This is a genomic window from Pelagibacterium flavum (genome assembly GCF_025854335.1).
Taxonomy (GTDB): Bacteria; Pseudomonadota; Alphaproteobacteria; order Rhizobiales; family Devosiaceae; genus Pelagibacterium; species Pelagibacterium flavum.
The window spans coordinates 3692881-3714421 of sequence record NZ_CP107716.1; the positions used below are offsets into that span (position 1 = coordinate 3692881).

17 protein-coding genes are annotated in these 21541 nt (G+C 61.3%); 15 read left to right on the forward strand and 2 right to left on the reverse strand.

What is annotated here, in order from left to right; translation table 11 throughout:
- Window positions 1-94 precede the first annotated feature (94 nt).
- From OF122_RS18495 to OF122_RS18515, 5 genes are all read left to right on the forward strand, one after another.
- Entirely contained in the window at window positions 95-970 is an 876-nt protein-coding gene (locus OF122_RS18495; RefSeq protein WP_264225644.1) for an NAD(P)-dependent oxidoreductase, read from the forward strand.
- Between the two features lie 73 nt (window positions 971-1043).
- Window positions 1044-2879, forward strand: a complete 1836-nt coding sequence (locus tag OF122_RS18500) for a gamma-glutamyltransferase family protein (RefSeq protein WP_456299648.1) — start codon at window positions 1044-1046, stop codon at window positions 2877-2879.
- Between the two features lie 170 nt (window positions 2880-3049).
- On the forward strand, window positions 3050-4141 hold the full coding sequence (locus OF122_RS18505; RefSeq protein WP_264225645.1) for a tricarboxylate transporter: 1092 nt from the start codon (window positions 3050-3052) through the stop codon (window positions 4139-4141).
- A 69-nt stretch (window positions 4142-4210) separates the two neighbouring features.
- Window positions 4211-6226: a tripartite tricarboxylate transporter permease gene (locus OF122_RS18510; RefSeq protein WP_264225646.1), complete on the forward strand. Its 2016-nt coding sequence runs from the start codon at window positions 4211-4213 to the stop codon at window positions 6224-6226.
- Between the two features lie 140 nt (window positions 6227-6366).
- A complete protein-coding gene (locus tag OF122_RS18515; protein ID WP_264225647.1) occupies window positions 6367-8025 on the forward strand; it encodes a thiamine pyrophosphate-binding protein in 1659 nt (552 codons plus the stop codon).
- Here OF122_RS18515 and OF122_RS18520 read toward each other — a convergent pair.
- Window positions 8016-8921 (reverse strand): LysR family transcriptional regulator, encoded by a 906-nt coding sequence (locus tag OF122_RS18520; protein WP_264225648.1) that lies wholly within the window; start codon window positions 8919-8921, stop codon window positions 8016-8018. The genes OF122_RS18515 and OF122_RS18520 overlap by 10 nt on opposite strands.
- Window positions 8922-9093: 172 nt before the next feature.
- Here OF122_RS18520 and OF122_RS18525 point away from each other — a divergent pair, with 172 nt between their 5' ends.
- The 4 genes from OF122_RS18525 to OF122_RS18540 are packed head-to-tail and all read left to right on the forward strand — an operon-like array spanning window position 9094 to window position 13566.
- The gene (locus OF122_RS18525; protein WP_264225649.1) at window positions 9094-9759 is read left to right on the forward strand and encodes a TetR/AcrR family transcriptional regulator; all 666 of its coding nucleotides are present in this window, start codon (window positions 9094-9096) and stop codon (window positions 9757-9759) included.
- 31 nt (window positions 9760-9790) lie between these two features.
- The gene (locus tag OF122_RS18530) at window positions 9791-10723 is read left to right on the forward strand and encodes a TAXI family TRAP transporter solute-binding subunit (protein ID WP_264225650.1); all 933 of its coding nucleotides are present in this window, start codon (window positions 9791-9793) and stop codon (window positions 10721-10723) included.
- A 15-nt stretch (window positions 10724-10738) separates the two neighbouring features.
- Entirely contained in the window at window positions 10739-12685 is a 1947-nt protein-coding gene (locus OF122_RS18535; RefSeq protein WP_264225651.1) for a TRAP transporter permease, read from the forward strand.
- Between the two features lie 14 nt (window positions 12686-12699).
- Window positions 12700-13566, forward strand: coding sequence for an amidohydrolase family protein (locus OF122_RS18540; RefSeq protein WP_264225652.1), 867 nt, complete (start codon window positions 12700-12702; stop codon window positions 13564-13566).
- A 47-nt stretch (window positions 13567-13613) separates the two neighbouring features.
- Here OF122_RS18540 and OF122_RS18545 read toward each other — a convergent pair whose 3' ends face one another.
- Window positions 13614-14588 carry a cation diffusion facilitator family transporter gene (locus OF122_RS18545; RefSeq protein ID WP_264225653.1) on the reverse strand — a complete coding sequence of 325 codons (975 nt, stop codon included), beginning with the start codon at window positions 14586-14588 and terminating at the stop codon, window positions 13614-13616.
- A 187-nt stretch (window positions 14589-14775) separates the two neighbouring features.
- Between OF122_RS18545 and OF122_RS18550 the strand changes: the two genes are divergently transcribed.
- The 6 genes from OF122_RS18550 (at window position 14776) to OF122_RS18575 (ending at window position 21477) form a co-directional block, all read left to right on the forward strand.
- A complete protein-coding gene (locus OF122_RS18550) occupies window positions 14776-16308 on the forward strand; it encodes an ABC transporter substrate-binding protein (protein WP_264225654.1) in 1533 nt (510 codons plus the stop codon).
- Window positions 16309-16458: 150 nt separating this feature from the next.
- Complete coding sequence (locus OF122_RS18555; protein WP_264227708.1) at window positions 16459-17400, forward strand: ABC transporter permease; 942 nt, start codon at window positions 16459-16461, stop codon at window positions 17398-17400.
- Window positions 17400-18266: an ABC transporter permease gene (locus OF122_RS18560; protein WP_264225655.1), complete on the forward strand. Its 867-nt coding sequence runs from the start codon at window positions 17400-17402 to the stop codon at window positions 18264-18266. The genes OF122_RS18555 and OF122_RS18560 overlap by 1 nt, the downstream gene beginning before the upstream one ends.
- Entirely contained in the window at window positions 18267-19484 is a 1218-nt protein-coding gene (locus OF122_RS18565; RefSeq protein WP_264225656.1) for an amidohydrolase/deacetylase family metallohydrolase, read from the forward strand.
- Entirely contained in the window at window positions 19481-20497 is a 1017-nt protein-coding gene (locus OF122_RS18570) for an ABC transporter ATP-binding protein (RefSeq protein WP_264225657.1), read from the forward strand. The genes OF122_RS18565 and OF122_RS18570 overlap by 4 nt, the downstream gene beginning before the upstream one ends.
- Window positions 20494-21477 carry an ABC transporter ATP-binding protein gene (locus OF122_RS18575; protein ID WP_264225658.1) on the forward strand — a complete coding sequence of 328 codons (984 nt, stop codon included), beginning with the start codon at window positions 20494-20496 and terminating at the stop codon, window positions 21475-21477. The genes OF122_RS18570 and OF122_RS18575 overlap by 4 nt, the downstream gene beginning before the upstream one ends.
- The last annotated feature ends 64 nt before the right edge of the window (window positions 21478-21541 follow it).

Consider the following 21541-nt stretch of genomic DNA (forward strand, 5'->3'; position numbering starts at 1 on the left):
AATTATGAAACCCAATTCATAAGCCACGGCTATAAGTTGTTGGCAATTTCTCCCGATTGCAGCACCGTTCCAGCTAACACAGTCTGGAGGAAGCATGACCGACACCAATGGCAAATTGGCCCTCGCATTGCGGGGGTTCGGCGAAGCGGCAACGGCCTTTGCATCGGGCTGGAACCGAGACGCGCTGCACTCGCTGCGCGCTTTTGACGAAAAGATCGGTTCGGCAGATGAGCGCCAGGCGATTGTTGACCGGTGCCAACAAAATTCGGTCATCTGTTGCGATACGCCGCGGGAGGCCTATGCCGAGGCCGATATCGTCGTCAGCCTCGTTTACGCGGACCGGGCACTCGATGCGGCAAGAGACACGGCGCAATATCTCAGGCCCGGCACGCTCTATATCGACGGTAACTCATGTTCGCCCCAGACCAAGGCGCGTGCCGCCAGCGCATTGGAGCCGAGCGGCACCGACTATATCGACATGGCCGTCATGGCCCCGGTCTATCCCAAGAGGGAAAAGACGCCGATCCTTCTAGCCGGTCCGAAGGCCGAGCACGCGTCGGCGATCCTTGCGAAGCTGGGAATGGCGCCGCGCGTGGTGGGCGAGCGCGTGGGACAGGCATCGGCTATCAAGCTCACCCGCTCGGTGATGATAAAGGGCATGGAGGCCATTGTCGCCGAGTGCTTTCTTGCAGCGCGGCTTGGCGGTGTCGAAGATGAGGTTCTCGCTTCGCTCGAAGCGAGCGATCCTGAGATCGACTGGCACAAAAAGCGTGCCTATACGATGGACCGCATGACGGTCCACGGACGCCGGCGGGCGGCCGAGATGGTGGAAGCGGCCAATATGGTTGCCGAACTGGGGCTTCCCGACGACATGGCGCGCGCCACTGCGAAATGGGAACAGCTTCTGGGCGATCTGCCGGTCAAAACCGACTCGGTCGATGAGGTTCTTGCCGCTCTAGGCAAGATCTGAAACCCATTCCTGCGGGGTCGAGCGGGCGGGGTTTACCCGATATCGGGCCGCGTGCTCTATCTAGGGCACCCACATGGAACGGGCCATGGCCGTGACCGGCCGCGCCGGAGGAAACAAGATGAGCTTTACCACCCGGCCCGAGCTTTCCGGAACGTTCGGCATGGTGGCATCGACGCACTGGATCGCGTCGGCCACGGGCATGTCGATTCTCGAAAAGGGCGGCAATGCCTATGATGCTGCGGTCGCCACGGCGTTCGTGCTCAATGTGGTCGAACCGCATCTGAACGGTCCGCTGGGCGACCTGGTGGGCATGATCTGGCCGCGGGGAGAGGAGGCACCGACCGCTGTTTGCGGACAGGGCACGGCCCCTGCGGGCGCGACCATTGCGCATTATCGGTCCGAGGGGCTCGAACTGGTTCCGGGTTCGGGGCTGCTGGCGACGGTCATCCCCGGAGCGTTCGATGCGTTGATGCTCATTTTGCGCGACCACGGCACGATGGGGCTCGAAGACGTTCTTGTCCCGGCGATTGGCTATGCCGAAAACGGCCATCCAATGTTGCCGCAGGTCGCCAGTTCCATTTCGGGCCTTGCTGATTTCTTTAGCGATGAATGGCCAAGCTCGGCGCAAGTCTGGCTGAAAGGCGGATCGGCACCAAGGGCAGGCGAGCGTTTTGCCAACCCCGATCTCGCCCGTACATGGACCCGTCTGTTAAAGGAAACGGCAGCGATTGCCGATCGGAACGAACGGATCGAGGCCGCGCGGGACTGTTTTTACCGCGGGTTCGTGGCCGAGGCGATCCAGACCTATCTCGGCGATGCCTGCGTGATGGATGCGACCGGCGAGCGGCGCAGGGGCGTGCTGTCGGCTCAGGACATGGCCGGCTGGCGGGCCGGTTTCGAACCGGCGATTGCCGGGTCCTACGGGCAATGGTCGCTCTGGAAGTGCGGGCCGTGGACACAGGGACCGGTGCTGCTTCAGGCGCTCAACATGCTCGAGGGCACAGGTATTGCCGATGCCGATCCGCGCGGACCCGAGTTCGTCCATTGGGTTACAGAAGCGCTCAAGCTGGCCTTTGCGGACCGGGAAGCCTATTACGGCGACCCGGATCATTTCGATATTCCGTTGTCCACTCTGCTGTCGAAAGATTATGCGGCGCAGAGGCGTGAAATGATCGGCACTACGGCTTCTCACGACATGCGACCCGGAACCATCGATGGTTATGAAGGGTTGGCGCGGGCCGCGATCGAGCGCAGCGGCATGGCCGCAATCGTCGGGGATGGGCCCGGTATTGGCGAGCCGACCATGGCCCACCTTACATCCCGGCGCGGAGATACCGTTCACTTCGATATCGTCGACCGCTGGGGCAACATGATTTCAGCGACGCCTTCGGGCGGCTGGCTGCAATCCTCGCCGGTCATTCCCGGATTGGGCATGCCGCTTAACAGCCGAGCGCAGATGTTCTGGCTTACCGAAGGGCTCCCAACGTCCCTGGCGCCCGGGCGACGGCCCCGCACCACGCTGACCCCATCCATGGCGCTGAGCCCCGATGGGCGGCGACTGGCGTTCGGCACACCCGGAGGAGACCAGCAGGACCAATGGCAATTGAGCTTTTTCCTGCGGCTGGCCGATCACGACATGAATTTGCAGGAAGCAATCGATGCGCCGCTGTTCCACACCGGGCACCTGCAGGCCTCATTTTATCCGCGCCAGTTCAAGCCCGGGCACCTTCTGGTCGAACCGGCTTTCAGCGAAGAGACGATTGGTGTCCTGAGAAGCAAGGGCCACAATATCGAGGTTTCAGCGCCGTGGGCGGCGGGACGTCTGACCGCTGTGAGCCAGGACAGCGGCGGAATTTTCAGGGGCGCTGCAACGCCCCGGCTGATGCAGGCCTATGCCATCGGTAGATGAATAATATTCATCGACCTATGAGATGAAAGAAATTCTATAATACATTAGCACGTGGCAATCTGGTGTCGTCCGCCGAGGAGGGTGGATCTGTCATTCAGGGCGCAGCCTTGGATGTGCAGAATTTCAAATCCATAAGTGCCCGCATCCATGCAGGGCACCGGGAGGAAGACATGAAAGCACATACAATGGGCCGCCGGGCCTTGGGCGCTCTTGCGATTGGTCTGATGGCCACAATCGCCATGCCCGCAGCCGCCCAGGATCTTTCGGGAAAGACCGTCGAATTCGTGATCCCGTTCTCGGAATCGGGTGGTTCTGCCGCATGGGCCAACTTCTTTGCTCCGCTTTTGCGCGAGCATTTACCGGGCAATCCCACAACTGTCGTTCGATATCGGCCGGGCGCGGGCTCGACGGCCGGCGCGAACTGGTTCCAGGAGCAGACAACCGATGACGGCACGCTGATCTTCGGCTCTTCGGGCTCGACTCAGTTCCCCTATCTGCTGGGTGATCCGCGCGTGCGTTACGAATATCGCGACTGGCAGCCGGTCCTTGCCTCGGGCACCGGTGGCGTCGTCTATCTGCCGCCCGATCTGGGCGCGCGCTTCGATGGCGATTTCGACGATTTGCAGGACGAGTTCTTTATCTATGGCTCGCAGGGCGCGACGACGCTCGACCTTGTGCCGCTGCTCTCGTTCAAGATGCTCGGGCTCGATGTCGAGCCGGTGTTCGGTGTCGAAGGGCGCGGTGACGGACGGCTGATGTTCGAGCGTGGCGAAGCCAACATCGATTATCAGACTTCCTCGGCCTACATCCAGAACGTAGAGCCGCTCATCGAGCAAGGCCTTGCCGTTCCGGCATTTACGTTTGGCGCTCTCGATGATGCCGGCAATATCGTTCGCGATCCGACCTTCCCTGACCTTCCGAGCTTCAAGGAAGTCTGCGAAGCGACGGCCGAGTGTGAAACATCGGGCGTTGCCTGGGATGCGTGGAAAGCATTCTTCGTTGCCGGCTTTGCGGCGCAGAAGATGGTGTTTTTGCCCGGCACGGCCTCCGATGAGGTGGTCGAAATGTACTATACGGCCTTTGAGGAAATGACGGCTCGTGACGACTTCGCGGAGATGGCCGAAGCTACACTGGGCGTCTATCCGCAGTTGACCCGCGCCGCCGGCCAGGGCGCTTATGAGGCGGCGATCTCCGTGCCTGCTGAAGCCAAGCAGTATGTGCTTGACTGGCTTGCCGAGGACTATGGCGTGACGCTGGAATAAGTCACAGGGCTTCCGGGACTACCCGGAAGCCCGTTTGCCCTTGCACATCAGCGACGACAAGAGGCCGCCATGGAACTGTTTTCAACCGCGTTGCCCCAGCTTGGCGACGCTCTCGCTCTCGTTCTTCAGCCCGAGCAACTCATGTTCATGCTGGCGGGCGTTCTTTTGGGCCTTTCGGTCGGCGTGCTGCCCGGCCTGGGCGGGATTGCAGGACTTTCCCTGGTCCTGCCGTTCGTTTACGGCATGGATCCGGTATCCGGCCTGGCTCTCATGGTGGGGCTGGTGGCGGTCATTCCCACCTCCGATACGTTTTCATCGGTCCTGATGGGGATTCCCGGATCGTCGGCGTCTCAAGCCACAGTGCTTGACGGATTTCCCCTGGCAAAAAGGGGTGAGGCGACACGCGCATTGTCGGCAGCCTTTGTGTCCTCGCTGTTCGGCGGACTGTTTGGCGCCATTATTCTTACGTTCTTCATTTTGATCGCTCGCCCGATCGTTCTGAGTTTCGGGCTTCCCGAAATGATGATGATGACGTTCCTTGGCATGTCCATGGTCGCTATTCTTGCCGGCCGCGTGCCGCTCAAGGGCGTCGTTGCCGGCGGCCTGGGGCTGATGGTGGGAACGATCGGCGCTGCCGGCGCGGGCGGCAGCCTGCGCATGGCGACATACGACATCCCCTATCTCGTCGACGGCCTGCAACTGGTGATCGTCGGGCTGGGCATCTATGCCATTCCCGAAATCGTATCACTGCTGCGTCAGGACCGGCCCATCTCCAAAACGGAAACGCTGGGCGCGGGGTGGGCGGCCGGCTTGCGCGACTGGTGGATCAATCGCTGGCTTTCGCTGCGCTCGGCAACCATCGGCGTGCTGATCGGGGTCATCCCCGGCCTTGGCGGCTCGGTCGTGGATTGGATTGCCTATGGACACGCTGTCCAAAGCTCGAAAAATCGCGAGAATTTCGGCAAGGGCGACATTCGCGGCGTGATTGCCCCGGAGTCCTCGAACAACGCAAAGGAAGGCGGGGGACTGGTTCCCACGCTCATGTTCGGCATTCCCGGTTCGGGATCGATGGCGGTGTTTCTGGGTGGGCTTGCGTTGCTCGGGCTTTCGCCCGGCCCGCATATGGTGCGCCAGGACCTCAACATCACCTATACGATCGTATGGTCGCTCGCCATCGCCAACGTCATGGGAACGGCCCTTTGCATACTTGCTTCGCGCCAGATCGCGCGGCTGACCACGATCCGGTTCACGCTGCTTGCGCCGTTCCTTTTGCTCATCATCACGTTCGCGGCGTTTCAGGCGCAGCAATCGATCGGCGATCTGATCACGCTTGTGATCATCGGCGTTCTGGGCATTCTTTTGCGCCGGTTCGACTATTCGCGCCCGGCCTTCCTGATCGGCTTCGTTTTGGCTCATCAGGCCGAAAACTTCACCAATTCGGCCATCCAGATTGCCGGCGCCCGGTTCCGGCGCGATCTGGAAACCGGATTTGAGTATATCTTCACGCCCATCACCATCACCTTGCTGGTGATCACGCTTGCTTCGATCTTCATCGGCATCAAGCAGTCCAAAAACATCCGGGAAAACCTCGAGACGCCAACCGGCACCAAGCGGGCGCCGTTGATTTTCCTTCTGGCGATCGCGGCCTATCTTGCCGTGGCAGTGGCTGATGCCTGGTCGATCTCGCGTCTTGGCGACAAGATTTTCCCGCTGGTTGTGGGTTCGGTTACCCTGCTCGCCAGCATCGTGTTGCTGATCCGCATGCGGCTCAGGCCCGAGAGCGACGATGTGTTCATCGACTACGAACTGGGCCAGGACGATGGCAGCGCCCCACACGGGTTATGGCGGACGCTCGGCTGGTTCCTGGGGCTGCTGGCTCTGACTGGGCTGTTCGGGTTCATCATCGGGCTCGTGCTGTTCCTGCCGCTGTTTTTCCGGGTTCGAGCCGGTGTCAGCTGGATGAAGACCATCCTGCTTTCGGCTGGCGGCATCGCGTTCATCCTTGCCCTGGCCTACATTCTGGGCCGCGACTTCCCCGGCGGATTGCTGCAGGCCTATACCAACTTCGGGTGGCCCTTCAGATGATCGACAGCACCATTAGCTGAATGCGGAAAGGCGGACGCCCGCCTTTCCCTCGCAAACCAAATCTTTCGGGACGGCGCGCCGCCTGGCGCGGCGAGCGCAGACCCGAGTCCTTTTCATGCCCAATACAGAGTGAGCAATCGATGAGCACCCCCAAGACCTATGAAGTTCTCGCAAGAGCCTTCGCGCAGGAGCAGATCGACACGTGCTTTGCCTTGCTGGGCGATGCGAACATGAATTGGGGGACGACGCTGGCCGGGCTCGGGACCCGGATGATCTACGTTCGTCACGAACATTGCGCCGTCGCCGCGGCCATGGCGTATGCACGCAAGAGCGGCAAGACCGGGGTTGCCACGGTGACGTGCGGACCCGGACTGACCCAACTGATGACCGCCCTGCCCGCAGCCGTGCGGGCCAATTTGCCGCTTGTCATTTTTGCCGGCGAGGCGCCGCTGAAATCGGGCTGGTACAACCAAGGGATCGATCAGGCGCCATTCATCCGCGCTACGGGCGCGGCCTATCATTCGCTCCATCACATACCACGGATGCCTGAAGCCATTCGCGATGCGTTCCTGCAAGCGCGGATGACCCGGAAGCCCGTCGTTCTGGGTGTTCCTTTCGATTTGCAGGATCGCGACTGGCCGGGCGAGATGAGCCTGCCGGCGCCCTCGGCGGAATTGGTGCCCGATGTCGGGCCCGTCCCGCCAAATCCCGACGACATAGCCCGCGCCGCAACTGTCTTGCGCGACAGCAAAAAGGTTGTCGTGATGGCCGGCATGGGGGCCGTAATGGCCGATGCGGGCGAAGCGTGCAGGCGGCTCGCCGAGAAGTGCGACGGGCTGCTGGCGACGACGTTGCCAGCTCGCGGACTGTTCTACGATGATCCCTACTGCTTCGGCGTCGCCGGCGGTTTTTCCACCGAAGCCGGGCGCAAGCTCATGGCCGAAGCCGACCTCGTCATTGCAGTGGGCACCATCCTGGCCCATCACAATGCCGATGGCGGCAAGCTGTTCGGCAAGGCCCATGTGCTCCAGATCGATATCGAGCCGATTGCCGTGAGCCAGGGGCGTATTGCAGCGCACAGCCATATCCGCGCCGATGCGCGGCTGGGCATCGAGGCACTGACGGAAACAATCGAGGCGCGCGCCCGCCAGTGGCGCACGGAAGAAACGGCAAACCTTATTCGCGAAACGCGGCCCGATCCAGAGCCGTTCACGATCGAGGACGGAGTGCTGGACCCGCGGGCCGTTGTCGATGCTCTCGAAAAACATCTCCCGGCCAACTGGGAGATGGTCAACTCATCGGGCCATTGCTCCTATTTCTTTGCCCAGATGCCCTCGCGTCCGCAGCACCGGTTCCTGACCATTCGCGAGTTCGGGGCGATCGGCAACGGCATCTCGTTTGCGATGGGGGTGGCTGCCGCGCGGCCCAACGATACAGTCGTGCTGTTTGACGGCGATGGCAGCCTGATGATGCATATCCAGGAGATCGAGACCATTGCCCGGCACGGGCTCAATATCCTTATCTGCATTCTCAATGATGGCGCTTATGGATCGGAAATCCACAAGCTGCGCTCCGAGGGCCTGTCCGATGATGGTGCCGTGTTCGGTCGGCCCGACTTCGCCTCAATCGCCAGGGGATTTGGCATTGGCGGGCAAACGATCACCGATCTCGCCACCCTTCCGGCTTTGATCGAGGATTTCCGCGAGAAGGGCGGCGCGGCGATCTGGAATTTTCCGATTTCCGATCAGGTGATTTCGCCAGTGATCCGACGGGCCCACCCGCCGGCTTCTCACGCGTGAGCGTCGTCGACCTCCGAGAGCCGTTTGCGGATCATGGCGAGCAGGCTTTCGGCGGCATCTGACAAGGGCACGGCGCGCCGTGTGACGGCGACGACCGCGCGGGTCAGATCGACATCGTCAAAACTCAAGCCCACCAATTGGTGGGGTGCCTGATACATGGTCAGTCGCGGCAGCACGGTGATGGCGGTTCCCGCCGCCACAAGGTTCATTGCCGTGGCAGCATTTTGAACCTCAAAGCGCCAGTCGAGCTCCCTGCTGACGCTCCCCAGAGAATCCTCGATCAACTGACGGTTGGTGGACTGGGTGCGGATGCGGACCAGCGGCTCACCGAGCAGATCCTCGCGCCGCACGGACTTGCGCCCGGCCAGTCTGTGCTTGCGGTTGACCAGGAGAACATAGGGCTCGGTACACAGATATTCGGATTCGATGTCCCAGGGGGTGGCGCCGGTGATGGTGATGCCGAATTCGGCCTCGCCACGCTGGACGGTGCTGACAACTGCGGCTGCAGGCTGGTCGAGCAAAATGACGCTGAGGCCCTGATTGGCCTCTGAAAAAGTCTGCATCAATCCGGCCAGATAATAGCCGGCAATGGTTGGAACCGAGGCGAAGACCACCTTGCGCATGGCTTCCCTGCCACTGTTGCGCACGGTGCCGTAGAGCTCGGCCAGCGTCTCGAGGCGGCCACGCACCTGCGGCAGAAGGGCCTGACCGGCCATGGTCAGCGAAACCTCGCGTGAGGTGCGCACCAAAAGGCGTGTGCCCAAATCCTCCTCGATCTTGCGGATGCGGTGACTGAGCGCGGTCTGGGTCAGATTGAGCCGCTGCGCGGCGCGCGAAAAGCTGCCCAGCTCCGCCACTGCGACAAACGCTTCGAGCCCAAGATAATCGACGCGCATCGCCATGCCTCCAGATTCGGCGTGTCATACAGCTGTGCCTGGCAAATATGCCCCCTGCAAGCGATGAGCTTACACGGCTGGCAGCGGAAGGGACAGTTTCTTGTTGACTCGCACAAGCAATTTGTACATTTGTACAAGAAAGACGTACTAACGTCCGAATTGGGAGGTTCATGTGTCTCGAGGTAATGTGCGCGAAGCGCTGTTGAGTGCTGCGGTCACGCTGTTTTCATCCAACGGCTATAACGCGGTCTCGCTGCGCGAGATCGCCAAGGCCGCCGGCGCCAATGTCGGGAGCCTGACCTACCATTTCGGGTCAAAGGCCGCCCTTTTGCGAGAAATCTACCAGCGACACACCGAGCCAATGAACAATCGGCGTATGGAATTGCTGGGCGAAGCCCGCCGCATCCATGATCCCGAAGAGCGCCTGATGGCTATCCTGCGCGCCTATGTGCTGCCGGCCTTTTCGTCCTCATCGGATTTCGATGGTGGCGGCGTGGAATTCACGCGTATGCGGGCTGTGCTTTCGGCCGAGGGCAATGAGGACGCGCGCACCATTATTGCCGGAGCGTTCGACGTGACGAGCCGGGCCTTTCTCGATGCAATTGCCGATTGCCTGCCCGGCGCCGACCGCGAAGGTCTGGTCTGGCGCAGCCATTTTCTGCTTGGGGCGCTCTACTACGCCCTGATCAACCCCCAACGTGTCACCCGCCTTTCAGACGGCGCGGTGGACGGAAACGACCGCAATACCGCGGTCAACCAGATCGTGGAGGCCAGCTTTGCCAGCTTCCGCTCTCTGGACACGAGCGGTCGCGAAAAGCGGCCAGACCACGCGGCCTGATGGCCACCTTTTCTTTATGGGAGGTTCTAGCATGAACTTTAAACAACTGCTCGCCGGCGCGGGCCTGGCGATCGGACTTCTGGCCTCGCCAGCCCTGGCCCAGGAGCGCGTCTCCATCGGCACGGGCGGCACCGGCGGCCTGTTCTACATCATCGGCGCCGGCATGGCCGAAGTGCTCAACCAGCACATGGAAAACACCACCGCGCGCGCTGAAGTAACCGGCGCCTCGGTTGAAAACATCCGCCGCGTCGCGGCCGATCAGATGACCTTCGGGTTCTCCTCGTCCTCGACACTTTACGAGGCCAGCGTGGGCGAGGGTCCGTTCGAGGAAGCGCTTCCGGTGGCCGCCATGGCCTATCTCTATCCGGCCGTGCTCCAGATCGCGACAACCAGCGATACCGGTATCACCTCCATGGAGGAGCTGTCGGGAAAACGCATCAACCTCGGCCCTCCGGGTTCCAATTCGGCGGTTCTGGTTCAGCGCCTGATGGAAGCGTATGGCGTCTTTGATCCGGCCAATGCCCAGTTCCTCTCCTACACCGAAGGCACCGCGGCGCTGATGAACGGCCAGGTGGACGCTACTGTGGTTCTGGCCGGTGCCCCGACCGCTGCCCTTATCGATCTGGGTGCGCAGCGCGACATGGTCCTGCTTTCGATCGACGAGGAAACGGTTGCTCCCATGCTGGCGGAATACCCGTTCTATCAGGTCTATGAGATGGCTGCCGGCACTTACGAAGGCCAGGACGAACCGGTCATGGTCATCAACGACCCGGCGACGATCTTTACCAGCCAGTTTGCGAGCGACGAGCAGGTCTATGCCATCACCAAGGCGCTGTTCGACAATCTCGACGAGTTGGCACAGGTCCATCCCGAAGCCGCGAAAATCACTGTCGAGACGGCTGTGAACACGCCCATTGGCCTGCACCAGGGCGCACAGCTCTATTTCGACGAACAGGCCCAGTAACGGAAAGCCTTGATCATGTCGTTCCTGTCCCAACTTTACAGCAAGATCGCGCTGCCCAATGAGCATGGAACAAAGAAGGAGGCGATCATCGCCTCCTTCCTTTACACCATACTTGCCGTCGGCGTGACCGCCATCGTCATCTGGGGCGCCTATTTCGGGGGCATCACCGCCCTTGTCTTGCGCTCGATGTTCTATTCCATGGTGGCAATGGCGGGTTTGTTTGCCGTCAGTCTGGAGACACGGTTCGTCCCAACGCGTGTGATCTTCTACATTCTGGGGATCATCGCCCTGGTGCCAGGGATTTATCTCTGGCACTCCTATTTCGACATCGTCATGCGCGGCGCGCTCTCGACCCAGGTCGACGAGTGGATGTTCATTGCGCTTGTCATCATCACGCTCATTCTGGTGCGCAAGACGCTCGGCTGGGCGTTGCTCATCCTTTCGGTCACTGCACTGCTCTATGCCTATTTCGGCTATGTCATTCCCGGAAAATACGGCCATGGCGGCTATGATCTCGCCCGTCTGGCATCGACATTGTTCCTCTCCACCGAAGGCTTTTATGGCGCGCCGATGGGCGTGGCGGTCGAATACATTTTCCTGTTTGCCCTGCTCGGCACACTGCTCATGCAGATCGGGACCGGCGAAGTGTTCGTCGACGTGGCCCGCGGGGTTACCGGCCGCATCCAGGGCGGGCCGGGGCTTTCCGCCGCCGTATCGAGCACGCTGGTCGGCACCATCAACGGCAGCGCCGTCGCCAATGTGGTGACGACAGGGACATTCACCATTCCCCTCATGAAGCGCGTGGGCTATTCGGCCAAGCTGGCCGGCGCCATCGAAGCGGCTGCATCGTCGGCGGGACAGATATTGCCGCCGGTCATGGGTGCTGCTGCTTTCCTGATGGCGGAAATTATCGGGGTCCCCTATTCAACCATTGCGCTCGCGGCCCTCGTGCCCGGATTGCTTTACGTTCTGGCGCTGCTGGTCGCAGTGCGACTGGAGGCCGGCAAGCTGGACCTGGCGCGCGACACAACCGGCGGCGTCGGGTTTCTCATCGAAACGCTCAAGACGCGCGGCTATCTGCTGCTGCCGCTTATCGGCATCATCGTGCTTTTGTTCATGGGCATGACCCCAACGCGGGCTGCTGTCTACTGCATCGGCTTCGCGCTGCTCATCAGCCCGTGGCGCAAGGAAACGCGGATCGGGCTGACCGGACTTCTGGTTGTGTGCCGCAACACGCTTTTCGCAACACTGCCCATCGTGGCGGCTGTCGCGGCGGCCGGTATCGTCATCGGCGTGCTCAATCTCACCGGCATGGGGCTGATGCTTTCGAGCCTCATCGTTGAGGTGGGTGCGGGCAATATCTGGGCAATCCTGCTGCTAACGGCCCTCGCCTCATTTGTCCTGGGCATGGGGCTGCCGACTTCGGCCGCCTATCTGCTGCTGGCCGTGCTTGTGGCGCCGGCGCTGACGCAGCTCGGTCTGCCGGCGATCTCGGCGCACATGTTCATCTTCTATTTCGGGCTGGTCTCGGCGATCACCCCGCCGGTCGCGCTCGCCGCCTATGCGGCGGCCTCGATTTCGGGCGCCGATGCCAATGAGACGGCAGTGGAATCGATCCGGCTCGGGTTCGTCAAACTGCTCGTGCCATTCCTTTTCGTGACCATGCCAGGGATTTTGATGATCGGCACGCCGCTGCAGATCGTGCTCGGTATCGTGTTTGCAGCGTTCGCCGTCATTTCGATCACCGTCGCCTTTGCGGGCTGGCTGGTTCGCCCCATCTCCTGGCTGGAGCGCGGGGCGCTGGTTGTGGGCACGGCGCTGGTCTGCTGGCCGACCCCGGTGGACGCCACCGATGCGGTAACGCTCGGCGCGCGACTTGCCGGGCTGGCCATCATCGGCCTTTCGATCTTTCGCATGGTCACGGCCGCACCACGTCCCACCATTGAAGTCCAACCCAACTAAGAAGACGCCAATACATGTCCTTGCCTCCCCATCCCTCTCCCAAAAAGCCCGATCTGGTTCTGCCTGAGGGTGCGTGCGATGCCCATTGCCACGTTTTCGGCCCCGGAGACATATTTCCTTACTCCAGCTCTGCGACCTATCGGCCCGAGGACGCACCAAAGGAAAGACTGTTCGCGCTCCACAAGCATCTGGGGCTGTCGCGCTCAGTGATCGTTCAGGCAAGCTGCCATGGGACCGACAACAGGGCGATGGTTGATGCGCTCAGGGCCGGCGCGGGCAATTACCGCGGCATCGCCATGGTGGAGCGCGATGTGACCGAGGCTGAGCTTCAGGACCTTCATGACGCCGGGGTGCGTGGCGTACGGTTCAACTTTGTTGCCCATCTGGGCGATGCCGCCAATCAGGAGGCCGTGCGCGACATCGTTGCCAAAATCAAGCCGCTGGGCTGGCACATCGTTGTGCATTTCGATTCCCACTGGCTAAAGGATCTGGCCCCGTTCCTGAAAGAGCTCGATATCGTTACCGTGATCGATCACATGGGGCGGATCGACGCCGGCGCCGGCGTCGGGCAGCAGGCTTTCCAGCTGCTCCTGGAGTTGATGGAAGACGAGCGCTTCTGGGTCAAGGTTTGCGGTTCCGAGCGGCTCTCGCGATCCGAGCCGCCCTTTCACAAGGCCGCCGAATATGGCCGGATGCTTGTCGAAAAATTCCCCCATCGCGTCTTGTGGGGCACCGACTGGCCGCATCCCAATATCAACGTCAACATGCCAGATGACGGGGAGCTGGTGGATTTGCTCAAGATCATCGCTCCCACGCCAGAAAGCCTGCAGCGACTGGTCGTGGACAACCCGACCCGGCTCTATTGGCCCGAAACGCTGTAATCGAGAGGGGCCGCCGGAGTTTCTCCAAGCGGCCCTTTTGTTTGCGGTCAGTGGTGATGGGCCGGTTCGGACAGGGGGCAATCGGAGGGGTAGCTTTCCCAATTGATCTCCACTGTGGCGTGGCCGATATCATAGCGCTGGGCGAGGGTTCTTTTGACCCGCTCTGAAATCGTACGATAGTCGGCTCCGGGTTTGAGCGAGACTTCCATGGTCGCTGCGGGCTTGCCCGAGGTTATCGACCATACATGGACGTGAGAAACGTCTTCGATATCAGGCACGGTATCGAGAATGTGCCTGCGGAGCGCATCGATTTCGACGTTTCCGGGCGTCCCCTCCATCAGGATTTGCACGGCATTGCGCAACAGCGCCCAGGCGGCGCGCAGAATCAGTACCGATAGCAGTACCGAGAGGATCGGATCGATCGGCGTCCAGCCGGTGAGATAGATCACAGCTGCCGCAACGATCGCGGCAACCGACCCCAGCAAATCCCCAAGGACGTGCAGCAGGGCACCACGAATGTTGACATGGTTGGTGTCGCCCTGGCGAAGCATGAAGAACACGGCGATATTGACGACCAGGCCCAGAACGGCGACCACCATCATGGGCCCGGCCAGAACCGGGTGGGGCATAAACAGGCGCTGAATGGCTTCGTAGGTGATCCAGGCGACCAGCGCAAAGAGCGTGATGGCATTGACGAAGCCCGCGAGCACTTCGAGCCGCATATAGCCGAACGTGCGCTTTGAATCGGAAAGCTTGCGGCCGAACCGAAAGCCTGCCCAGGCGAGCGCCAATGCCGCCGCGTCGGTCAGCATGTGCCCGGCATCGGCCACCAACGCCAAAGAGCCTGAGAGGATGCCGCCGATCAACTCGGCCACCATGAATCCGGCGGTCAGGGCGAACCCTGCAAGGACCACCCGTTCGTTGTTCTCGCCGACTTGGGGCGCATGGCTGTGGTGCCCTTGGCCATGGTGATGGTCGGACTGAGCGTGGCTATGGGGTGCGTCGCCGTGCTGGGTCGTCATTGCGTGTCAAATTTCCGGGTCGATCATTTGTTCCAACATATCAATATATATTCATTTGTAAATATGAAATACGGCGTCGACTGATCGACAGACAGCGGACTTGACGAGCGGCCAACGCTCTGCTCTCATAACAGAACAATGAAATATATTACATAATTATGTATCATTGAACAAAGGGAGCATCGTTATGAAGACTTTTCTCAAGGCAGCGGCCATCGCTGCCCTGGCCGGCATTTCATTGCCAAGTTTTGCCGTGGCGCAAACCGAAGGTGGCGCAATCGACGTCGCGACCATTGGCGAGCCGCCCACCCTCGACCCCATGACATCGACCGCCGATCTGGTCGGCATCATCACCCAGCACATGTTTGAAACGCTCTATACGTTCGATGCCAACTGGGCCGTCGTGCCGCTGCTGGCAGCGGACATGCCGGAGATTTCCGAAGACGGCACCGTCTATACAATCGCGCTGCGTGAAGGCGTTACCTTCCATGACGGCTCGGACATGACCGCCGAGGATGTCGTGGCCTCGCTCGAGCGCTGGCTGCGTATCGCAAGCCGCGGCATGCAGACGGCGGAAACCGTCGAAAGCGTCGAGGCCGTGGATGATTACACGGTGCAGATTACTCTGAGCGGACCCTATGCACCGCTTTTGTCCCTCTTGTCGCTCAACAACTCGGCCGCCATCGTCATTCCGTCGGAAATCGCCAGCGAAGACGTCATGGAAGATTTTGTCGGCACCGGGCCCTACCAGCTGGCCGAACGCCGCCCGGATCAATATATCCAGCTTACGCGGTTCGAGGACTACGCCTCGCGTGACGAAGAGTCCAACGGCTATGGCGGCGGGCGCCATCAGTATCTCGATGAAATCCGGTTCGTTCCCGTCCCCGACCCCAACACCCGCATCGAAGGTGCTGTCGCGGGCCAGTTCGATTATGTAGATTCCATTGCCGTGGAAGCCTATGACCGTATCGCTTCGGGCAATACCGAACCGGTGATGCTGGCTCCGTTCGGCTGGCCGGTGTTCGTGATGAACACTGCCGAAGGCGTCAACTCCGATATCGCCGTACGCAAGGCCATCCAGGCGGCGCTTGCTCCGCAGGACATGCTGCTGGCCGCGTTCGGGTCGGAAGAATTCTTTAAGGCCGATGGGGCGATGTATCCTGAAGGGTATGTCTGGCACACCGAGGCAGGCACCGAACCGTACAAACCGATGGGCGATACGGAACTGGCAAGCCAGTTGCTGGAAGACTCCTCTTACGACGGGTCGCCGCTGCGCATCCTCACCTCGCGCCAATACGAGTTCCATTACACGATGGCTCAGGTTGCCGAAGCCTATCTCGAGGCAGCCGGGTTCGACGTGCAGCTCGACGTTGTGGAATGGGCAACGCTGACCCAGCGGCGCACCGATCCGGCGCTGTGGGACATCTATATCACCCACTCGCCCTTCCTGCCCGAACCGTCTCTGACCGGCATCATGTCGGATTCCTCGCCCGGCTGGTGGGTGTCCGATGCCAAACATGAAGCGCTTGGCGCGTTCAATGCCGAAGCCGATCCAGAAGCCCGCGTCGAACTCTGGGCGGCGGTGCAGGAAGTGATCTATGAGGAAGTGCCTGCCTTCAAGGTCGGCAATTTCAATGCCGTTGCCGCCCAATCGCCGACCCTCGAAGGCATGAACCCCGCGCCATGGCCCTATTTCTGGAACGCCTGGCTGGAAGAATAAGCAATCCTCCTGCGGGCGCTGGCGTTTCCTGTCCTCCGGACAATGGCGGCGCCCGGGGAGATATCGAAGGGAGGGAGGGCCAGCAGTCCATTGCCAGTCCTTTCCGGCATGGCCATCCTTCCCTTCGCGTCCTTTTTTGAAAGTCGTTCCATGCTTGGCGCTGCGCTTAACAGATTGATCGGCATGCTCACGGTGATGGCCATCGTCGTGACGATTGTCTTTATCATTGTCCGGGTGACTCCGGGCGATCCGGCTGCGGTCATGCTCGGCCCCGATGCCACTGCGGCCGATGTCGAGGCACTGCGTCAACGGCTGGGCCTCGATGGCACGATCCTCGAGCAGTTCATCTCCTATGTCGGAGGCATTTTCCGCGGCGATCTCGGCCAGTCGATCTTTCTTGGCCAGCCGGTGACAACCGCGCTATGGATGCGGGCCGAGCCGACCTTTTTCCTCACCATCTTCTCGCTCGCCATTGCCACGGTGATCGCGCTGCCGATCGGTGTCGCTTCGGCCTATTGGCGCGGGTCGTGGTTCGATCAGGCCATGACCTCGCTGGCCATGTTCGCGGCTTCGGTTCCCAGTTTCTGGCTGGGGCTGATCTTCATCCAGACCTTCGCAGTGAGCCTTGGTTGGTTTCCGACCTCGGGCTATGGCGGGCCCTATTCGCCACTTGGCGAGCGGCTCTATCATCTGGTTCTGCCCGCCACGACGCTGGGGATCGTCTCGTCGGCGCTCATCATGCGCTTTACCCGCGCCTCAATGCTCGACGTTCTCAACGATGATTATGTGCGCACGGCGCGTTCCAAGGGCATGAGCGAGTGGCGCGTCGTCGTCCGCCATGCGCTCAAGAATGCTCTGATCCCAATTCTCACTGTTGTCGGGCTGACGGCGGCGCTGCTGATTTCAGGCGCCATCGTCACAGAGACGGTGTTCGCGCTACCCGGCGTCGGCAACCTGATCGTTTCGGCGGTGTTGCGGCGCGACTATCCGGTTATCCAGGGGGCGCTGCTGATCGTTGCCGGGCTCTATGTTCTGGTCAATTTCGTCATCGACATGCTCTATCTGCTCGTCGATCCGCGTGTGAGGTACTGATGGCCGCGCTCGCTTCGTCCGCACAGGGCAAATCACCCAACCTCTTGATCCGCCTTCTGGCGAGACCCACCGCTGCCGCCGGGCTGGTCGTCATCGTGCTGGTGGTGCTGGCCGCGATCCTTGCGCCGCTGCTTACGCCCCACAGCCCAAGCCAGCTTTCGATCGTCAACCGTCTGACCGCGCCCAACAATCAGTTCTGGCTGGGAACCGACGATCTGGGTCGCGATATTCTTACACGGGTACTCTATGCCGGGCAGACTTCGCTTTCGGTGGCCTTTTCGGTGGTTATCGTCGCCTCGCTGATCGGCATCGTGCTCGGGCTCGTGGCCGGATTTTTTCGTAAAGCCGACGCGCCGGTCTCGCGGGTGATCGATGCCATGATGGCGTTTCCCGATATCCTTTTGGCCATTGCGCTGGTTGCGGCGCTGGGCGCTTCGGCGTTCAACGTGGTTCTGGCCCTGGGGATCGTTTATGCGCCGCGCATGGCGCGGGTGGTGCGCGCCTCGACGCTGGTGATCCGGGAATTGCCCTATGTGGAGGCGGCCCGCGCGCTGGCGGTGCCGACCCCGGTTATTCTCGTGCGACACGTCTTGCGCAATGTCACCTCGCCGCTTCTGGTACAGGGCACCTTCATTTTCGCGCAAGCCATTCTGGCCGAAGCAGGATTGTCGTTTCTCGGAGTGGGCATTTCGCCCGATATCCCGACCTGGGGCACGATGATTTCGGCTGGCCGGCAATTCATGAATTCGGCAAGCTGGCTGCTGTTTTATCCGGGCCTCGCCATCGTCATCACCGTTCTGGCGCTCCAGCTTTTGGGCGACGGCCTGCGCGACCTCCTCGACCCCCGTCTTGCAAAGGACATCTAAATGATCGGCAATCAGTTTCCCCCCGCCGAAAAGCCGCTTCTGATCCGCAACGCAAAGCCCGTCGGTTTTGCCGGCGTTAAGTCGTCGGCCATCGATATCCTTGTCGGCAAGGACGGGAAGATCATCGAGACCGGAACCGCCATCGCCGTGCCCGATGACGCGGAAATCCTCGATGTTGGTGGCAGTTTTCTTTCGGCCGGCTGGACCGATATCCACACCCATATCTGGTATGGTGGTACCGATATTTCGCTCAGGCCCGAACAGTGCGGCGCGCGGCATGGAGTGACCACGATGGTCGATGCCGGCTCGGCGGGCGAGGCCAATTTCCATGGTCTGCGCGAGCTGATGATCGAGCCGGCGCTGGAAAATGTCTATGCGTTCTTAAACATCGGCTCGATCGGTCTGGTCGCCTGCAACCGGGTGACCGAGCTTCAGGACATGCGATCGATCGATATCGACCGGATCGCCGCCACTGTCGAAGCCAATCGCGACGTGATCGTCGGGCTCAAAGTCCGGGCCAGCGCGGTGATTTCCGGTGGCTGGGATCTGGTGCCGGTCAAGCTGGCCAAAAAGCTCGGCCGGGTGCTCAAGCTGCCGATCATGGTGCATGTGGGCGAGCCGCCCCCGCTTTACGATGATATTCTTTCGCTGCTGACCGAGGGCGACATCGTCACCCATTGTTTCAACGGCAAGGTGGGTGGCTCGATCCTCGAAGACGAAGATCTTTACGCTCTCGTCGAGGATGCGGCGGCGCGTGGTGTGGTGCTCGACGTCGGGCATGGCGGGGCGTCATTTTCGTTCGAGGTGGCCAAGGCAGCGCTCGAAAAGAACATGCTGCCCCAGACCATCTCGACCGATCTGCACAATCGCTCCATGGATGGCGCGGTTTGGGACATGGGCACCACCATGTCCAAATTGCTCTCGCTGGGCATGGGGTTTGAGCAGGTTATCCACGCGGCAACCATTGCCCCGCGCAAGGCGATACGGCGCGATCACACCGACCTGCTCGCCAAGGGAAAGCCGGCGGAATTTACGATTTTTGATCTCGAAAAAAGCGATATCGAAGTCAAGGATTCCAAGGGCATCACATCGACGCTGCACGAGATTTTCGAGCCGCGCCACGCCGTTCTCGGTGCGCGAGCCATCGCTGCGCATCGCTACCAGCCGGCGCCGGGTGCGCAACTGGCCAACTGCCCCCATTGCGGGTGGGCGCTATGAGAGAGCTTGCCCCCGATACGATCCTTTCGGTGCGCGATCTGCGCACGTGGTTTACGACCAAACGGCTGACGGCCAAGGCCGTTGACGGGGTGACGTTCGATCTCAAGCGCGGCCAGACGCTTGCTGTTGTGGGCGAGTCGGGGTCGGGGAAATCGGTGACCTCACTTTCGATCATGGGCCTTTTGTCCCGCCCCGGCGAAATCGAAAGCGGGGACGTGCTGTTCCGGGACTCCAAGGGCACTGTCCACGACCTTGCCAAGACGTCGCCGCGCAGTTTTCGCAAGCTGCGCGGCCGGGAGATCGCCATGATCTTTCAGGAGCCGATGACCAGTCTCAATCCGCTTTATACGGTGGGTGACCAGATCGGGGAAATGATCGCGCTGCATGAAAATATCAGGCGCGAAGATACCCGCAAGCGGGCGCTTGAGATGCTCGGGCACGTGGAAATCCCCGACGCGGCCAACCGGCTTGACGATTATCCGCACCAGATGTCGGGCGGCATGCGCCAGCGGGTGATGATCGCCATGGCGCTGGCCTGCAACCCATCGCTGCTGATCGCCGACGAGCCCACAACGGCGCTCGACGTCACCATCCAGGCGCAGATTCTCGATCTGTTGCGCCGGCTGCAGACCCAGTTCGGCATGTCGATCCTGTTCATTACCCACAATCTCGGCGTGGTTGCCGAAATCGCCCATGAGGTGGTGGTGATGTATGCCGGACGCGTTGTGGAGCAGGCGCCGGTCATCGAACTGTTTCAAAAGCAGAAGCATCCCTATACCGAGGGACTTCTGGCCTGTACGCCCAATGCGGAGCGCGATCTGGCCGCCGATGGGGAGCGCAAGGCGCTTTATTCCATTCCCGGCTCGGTGCCGCCCATTACGGCCCTGCCGCCAGGTTGCGCGTTCGAGCCAAGATGCCGCTACGCGATTTCTGCCTGCACCACCATCCCGCCCCAGCTCGAAAGCGCCGGTTCCGGTCGACTGTCGCGCTGCCTGAGGAGTGCCGAAATATGAGCGTCGCAATGGAAACGGCTCCGCTGCTGGCCATAGAGGGACTGGTCAAACGTTTTTCGGGACGTGGCGGCAGGACCGTTCATGCTGTCGAGGATGTGAGCTTTTCGATCAAGCGCGGCACGACCGTGGGGCTGGTGGGCGAATCGGGATCCGGCAAGACCACGGCCGGACGCACCCTGTTGCGGCTGATCGAGCCCACCGGCGGCAAGGCGGTGTTTGACGGCGTCGATATCTTTGCGCTGTCCGAGCGCGACATGCGAGCCTATCGCCAGCGCATGCAGATCATTTTTCAGGACCCGTTCTCCTCGCTCAACCCGCGCATGCGGATCGAGGCGATCCTTGGGGAGGCGCTCGACGCCTGCAATTACCCCAAGGGCGCAAAACGCAAGGAGCGGGTTGCAGAGCTTCTGACGCTTGTGGGACTTGCCCCCGAGCACGCCAGACGGTTCCCGCATGAATTTTCCGGCGGCCAGCGCCAGCGCATCGGGATCGCCCGGGCGCTTGCGGTCGAGCCTGAATTCGTGGTCGCCGACGAACCGGTTTCGGCGCTCGACGTCTCGGTGCAGGCGCAGGTGCTCAACTTGCTCAGCGATCTGCAGAAACGGCTGGGCCTGACGCTGCTGTTCATCGCCCATGACCTCTCGGTCGTTGAATATCTCTGTGACGAGGTGGTGGTGATGTATCTGGGGCGTGTCATGGAACGGGGCCCGTCGCGGACGGTCTATGCCAATCCGCGCCATCCCTATACGAAGGCTCTGCTGGCCACGGCGCCGGTCCCCGATCCGACGCGCCGCCGCGAACATGTACCGCTGGCCGGCGACATCCCCAGCCCTATCAACCCACCATCGGGATGCGTGTTTCGCACCCGCTGCCCGCATGCCGTCGCGGCGTGTGCCGAAATCATCCCGCCTACCGACCATCTGGGCGGCGATCACCACGTTGCCTGCATCCGCCACGAAGAGTTGGCGCAGGCGTCCTAGAACCCCAGCCCAGTTGAATTGGGCTAGGGTTCCAGGTCCTTGTTTTGTCGTGCGATCGAACCGG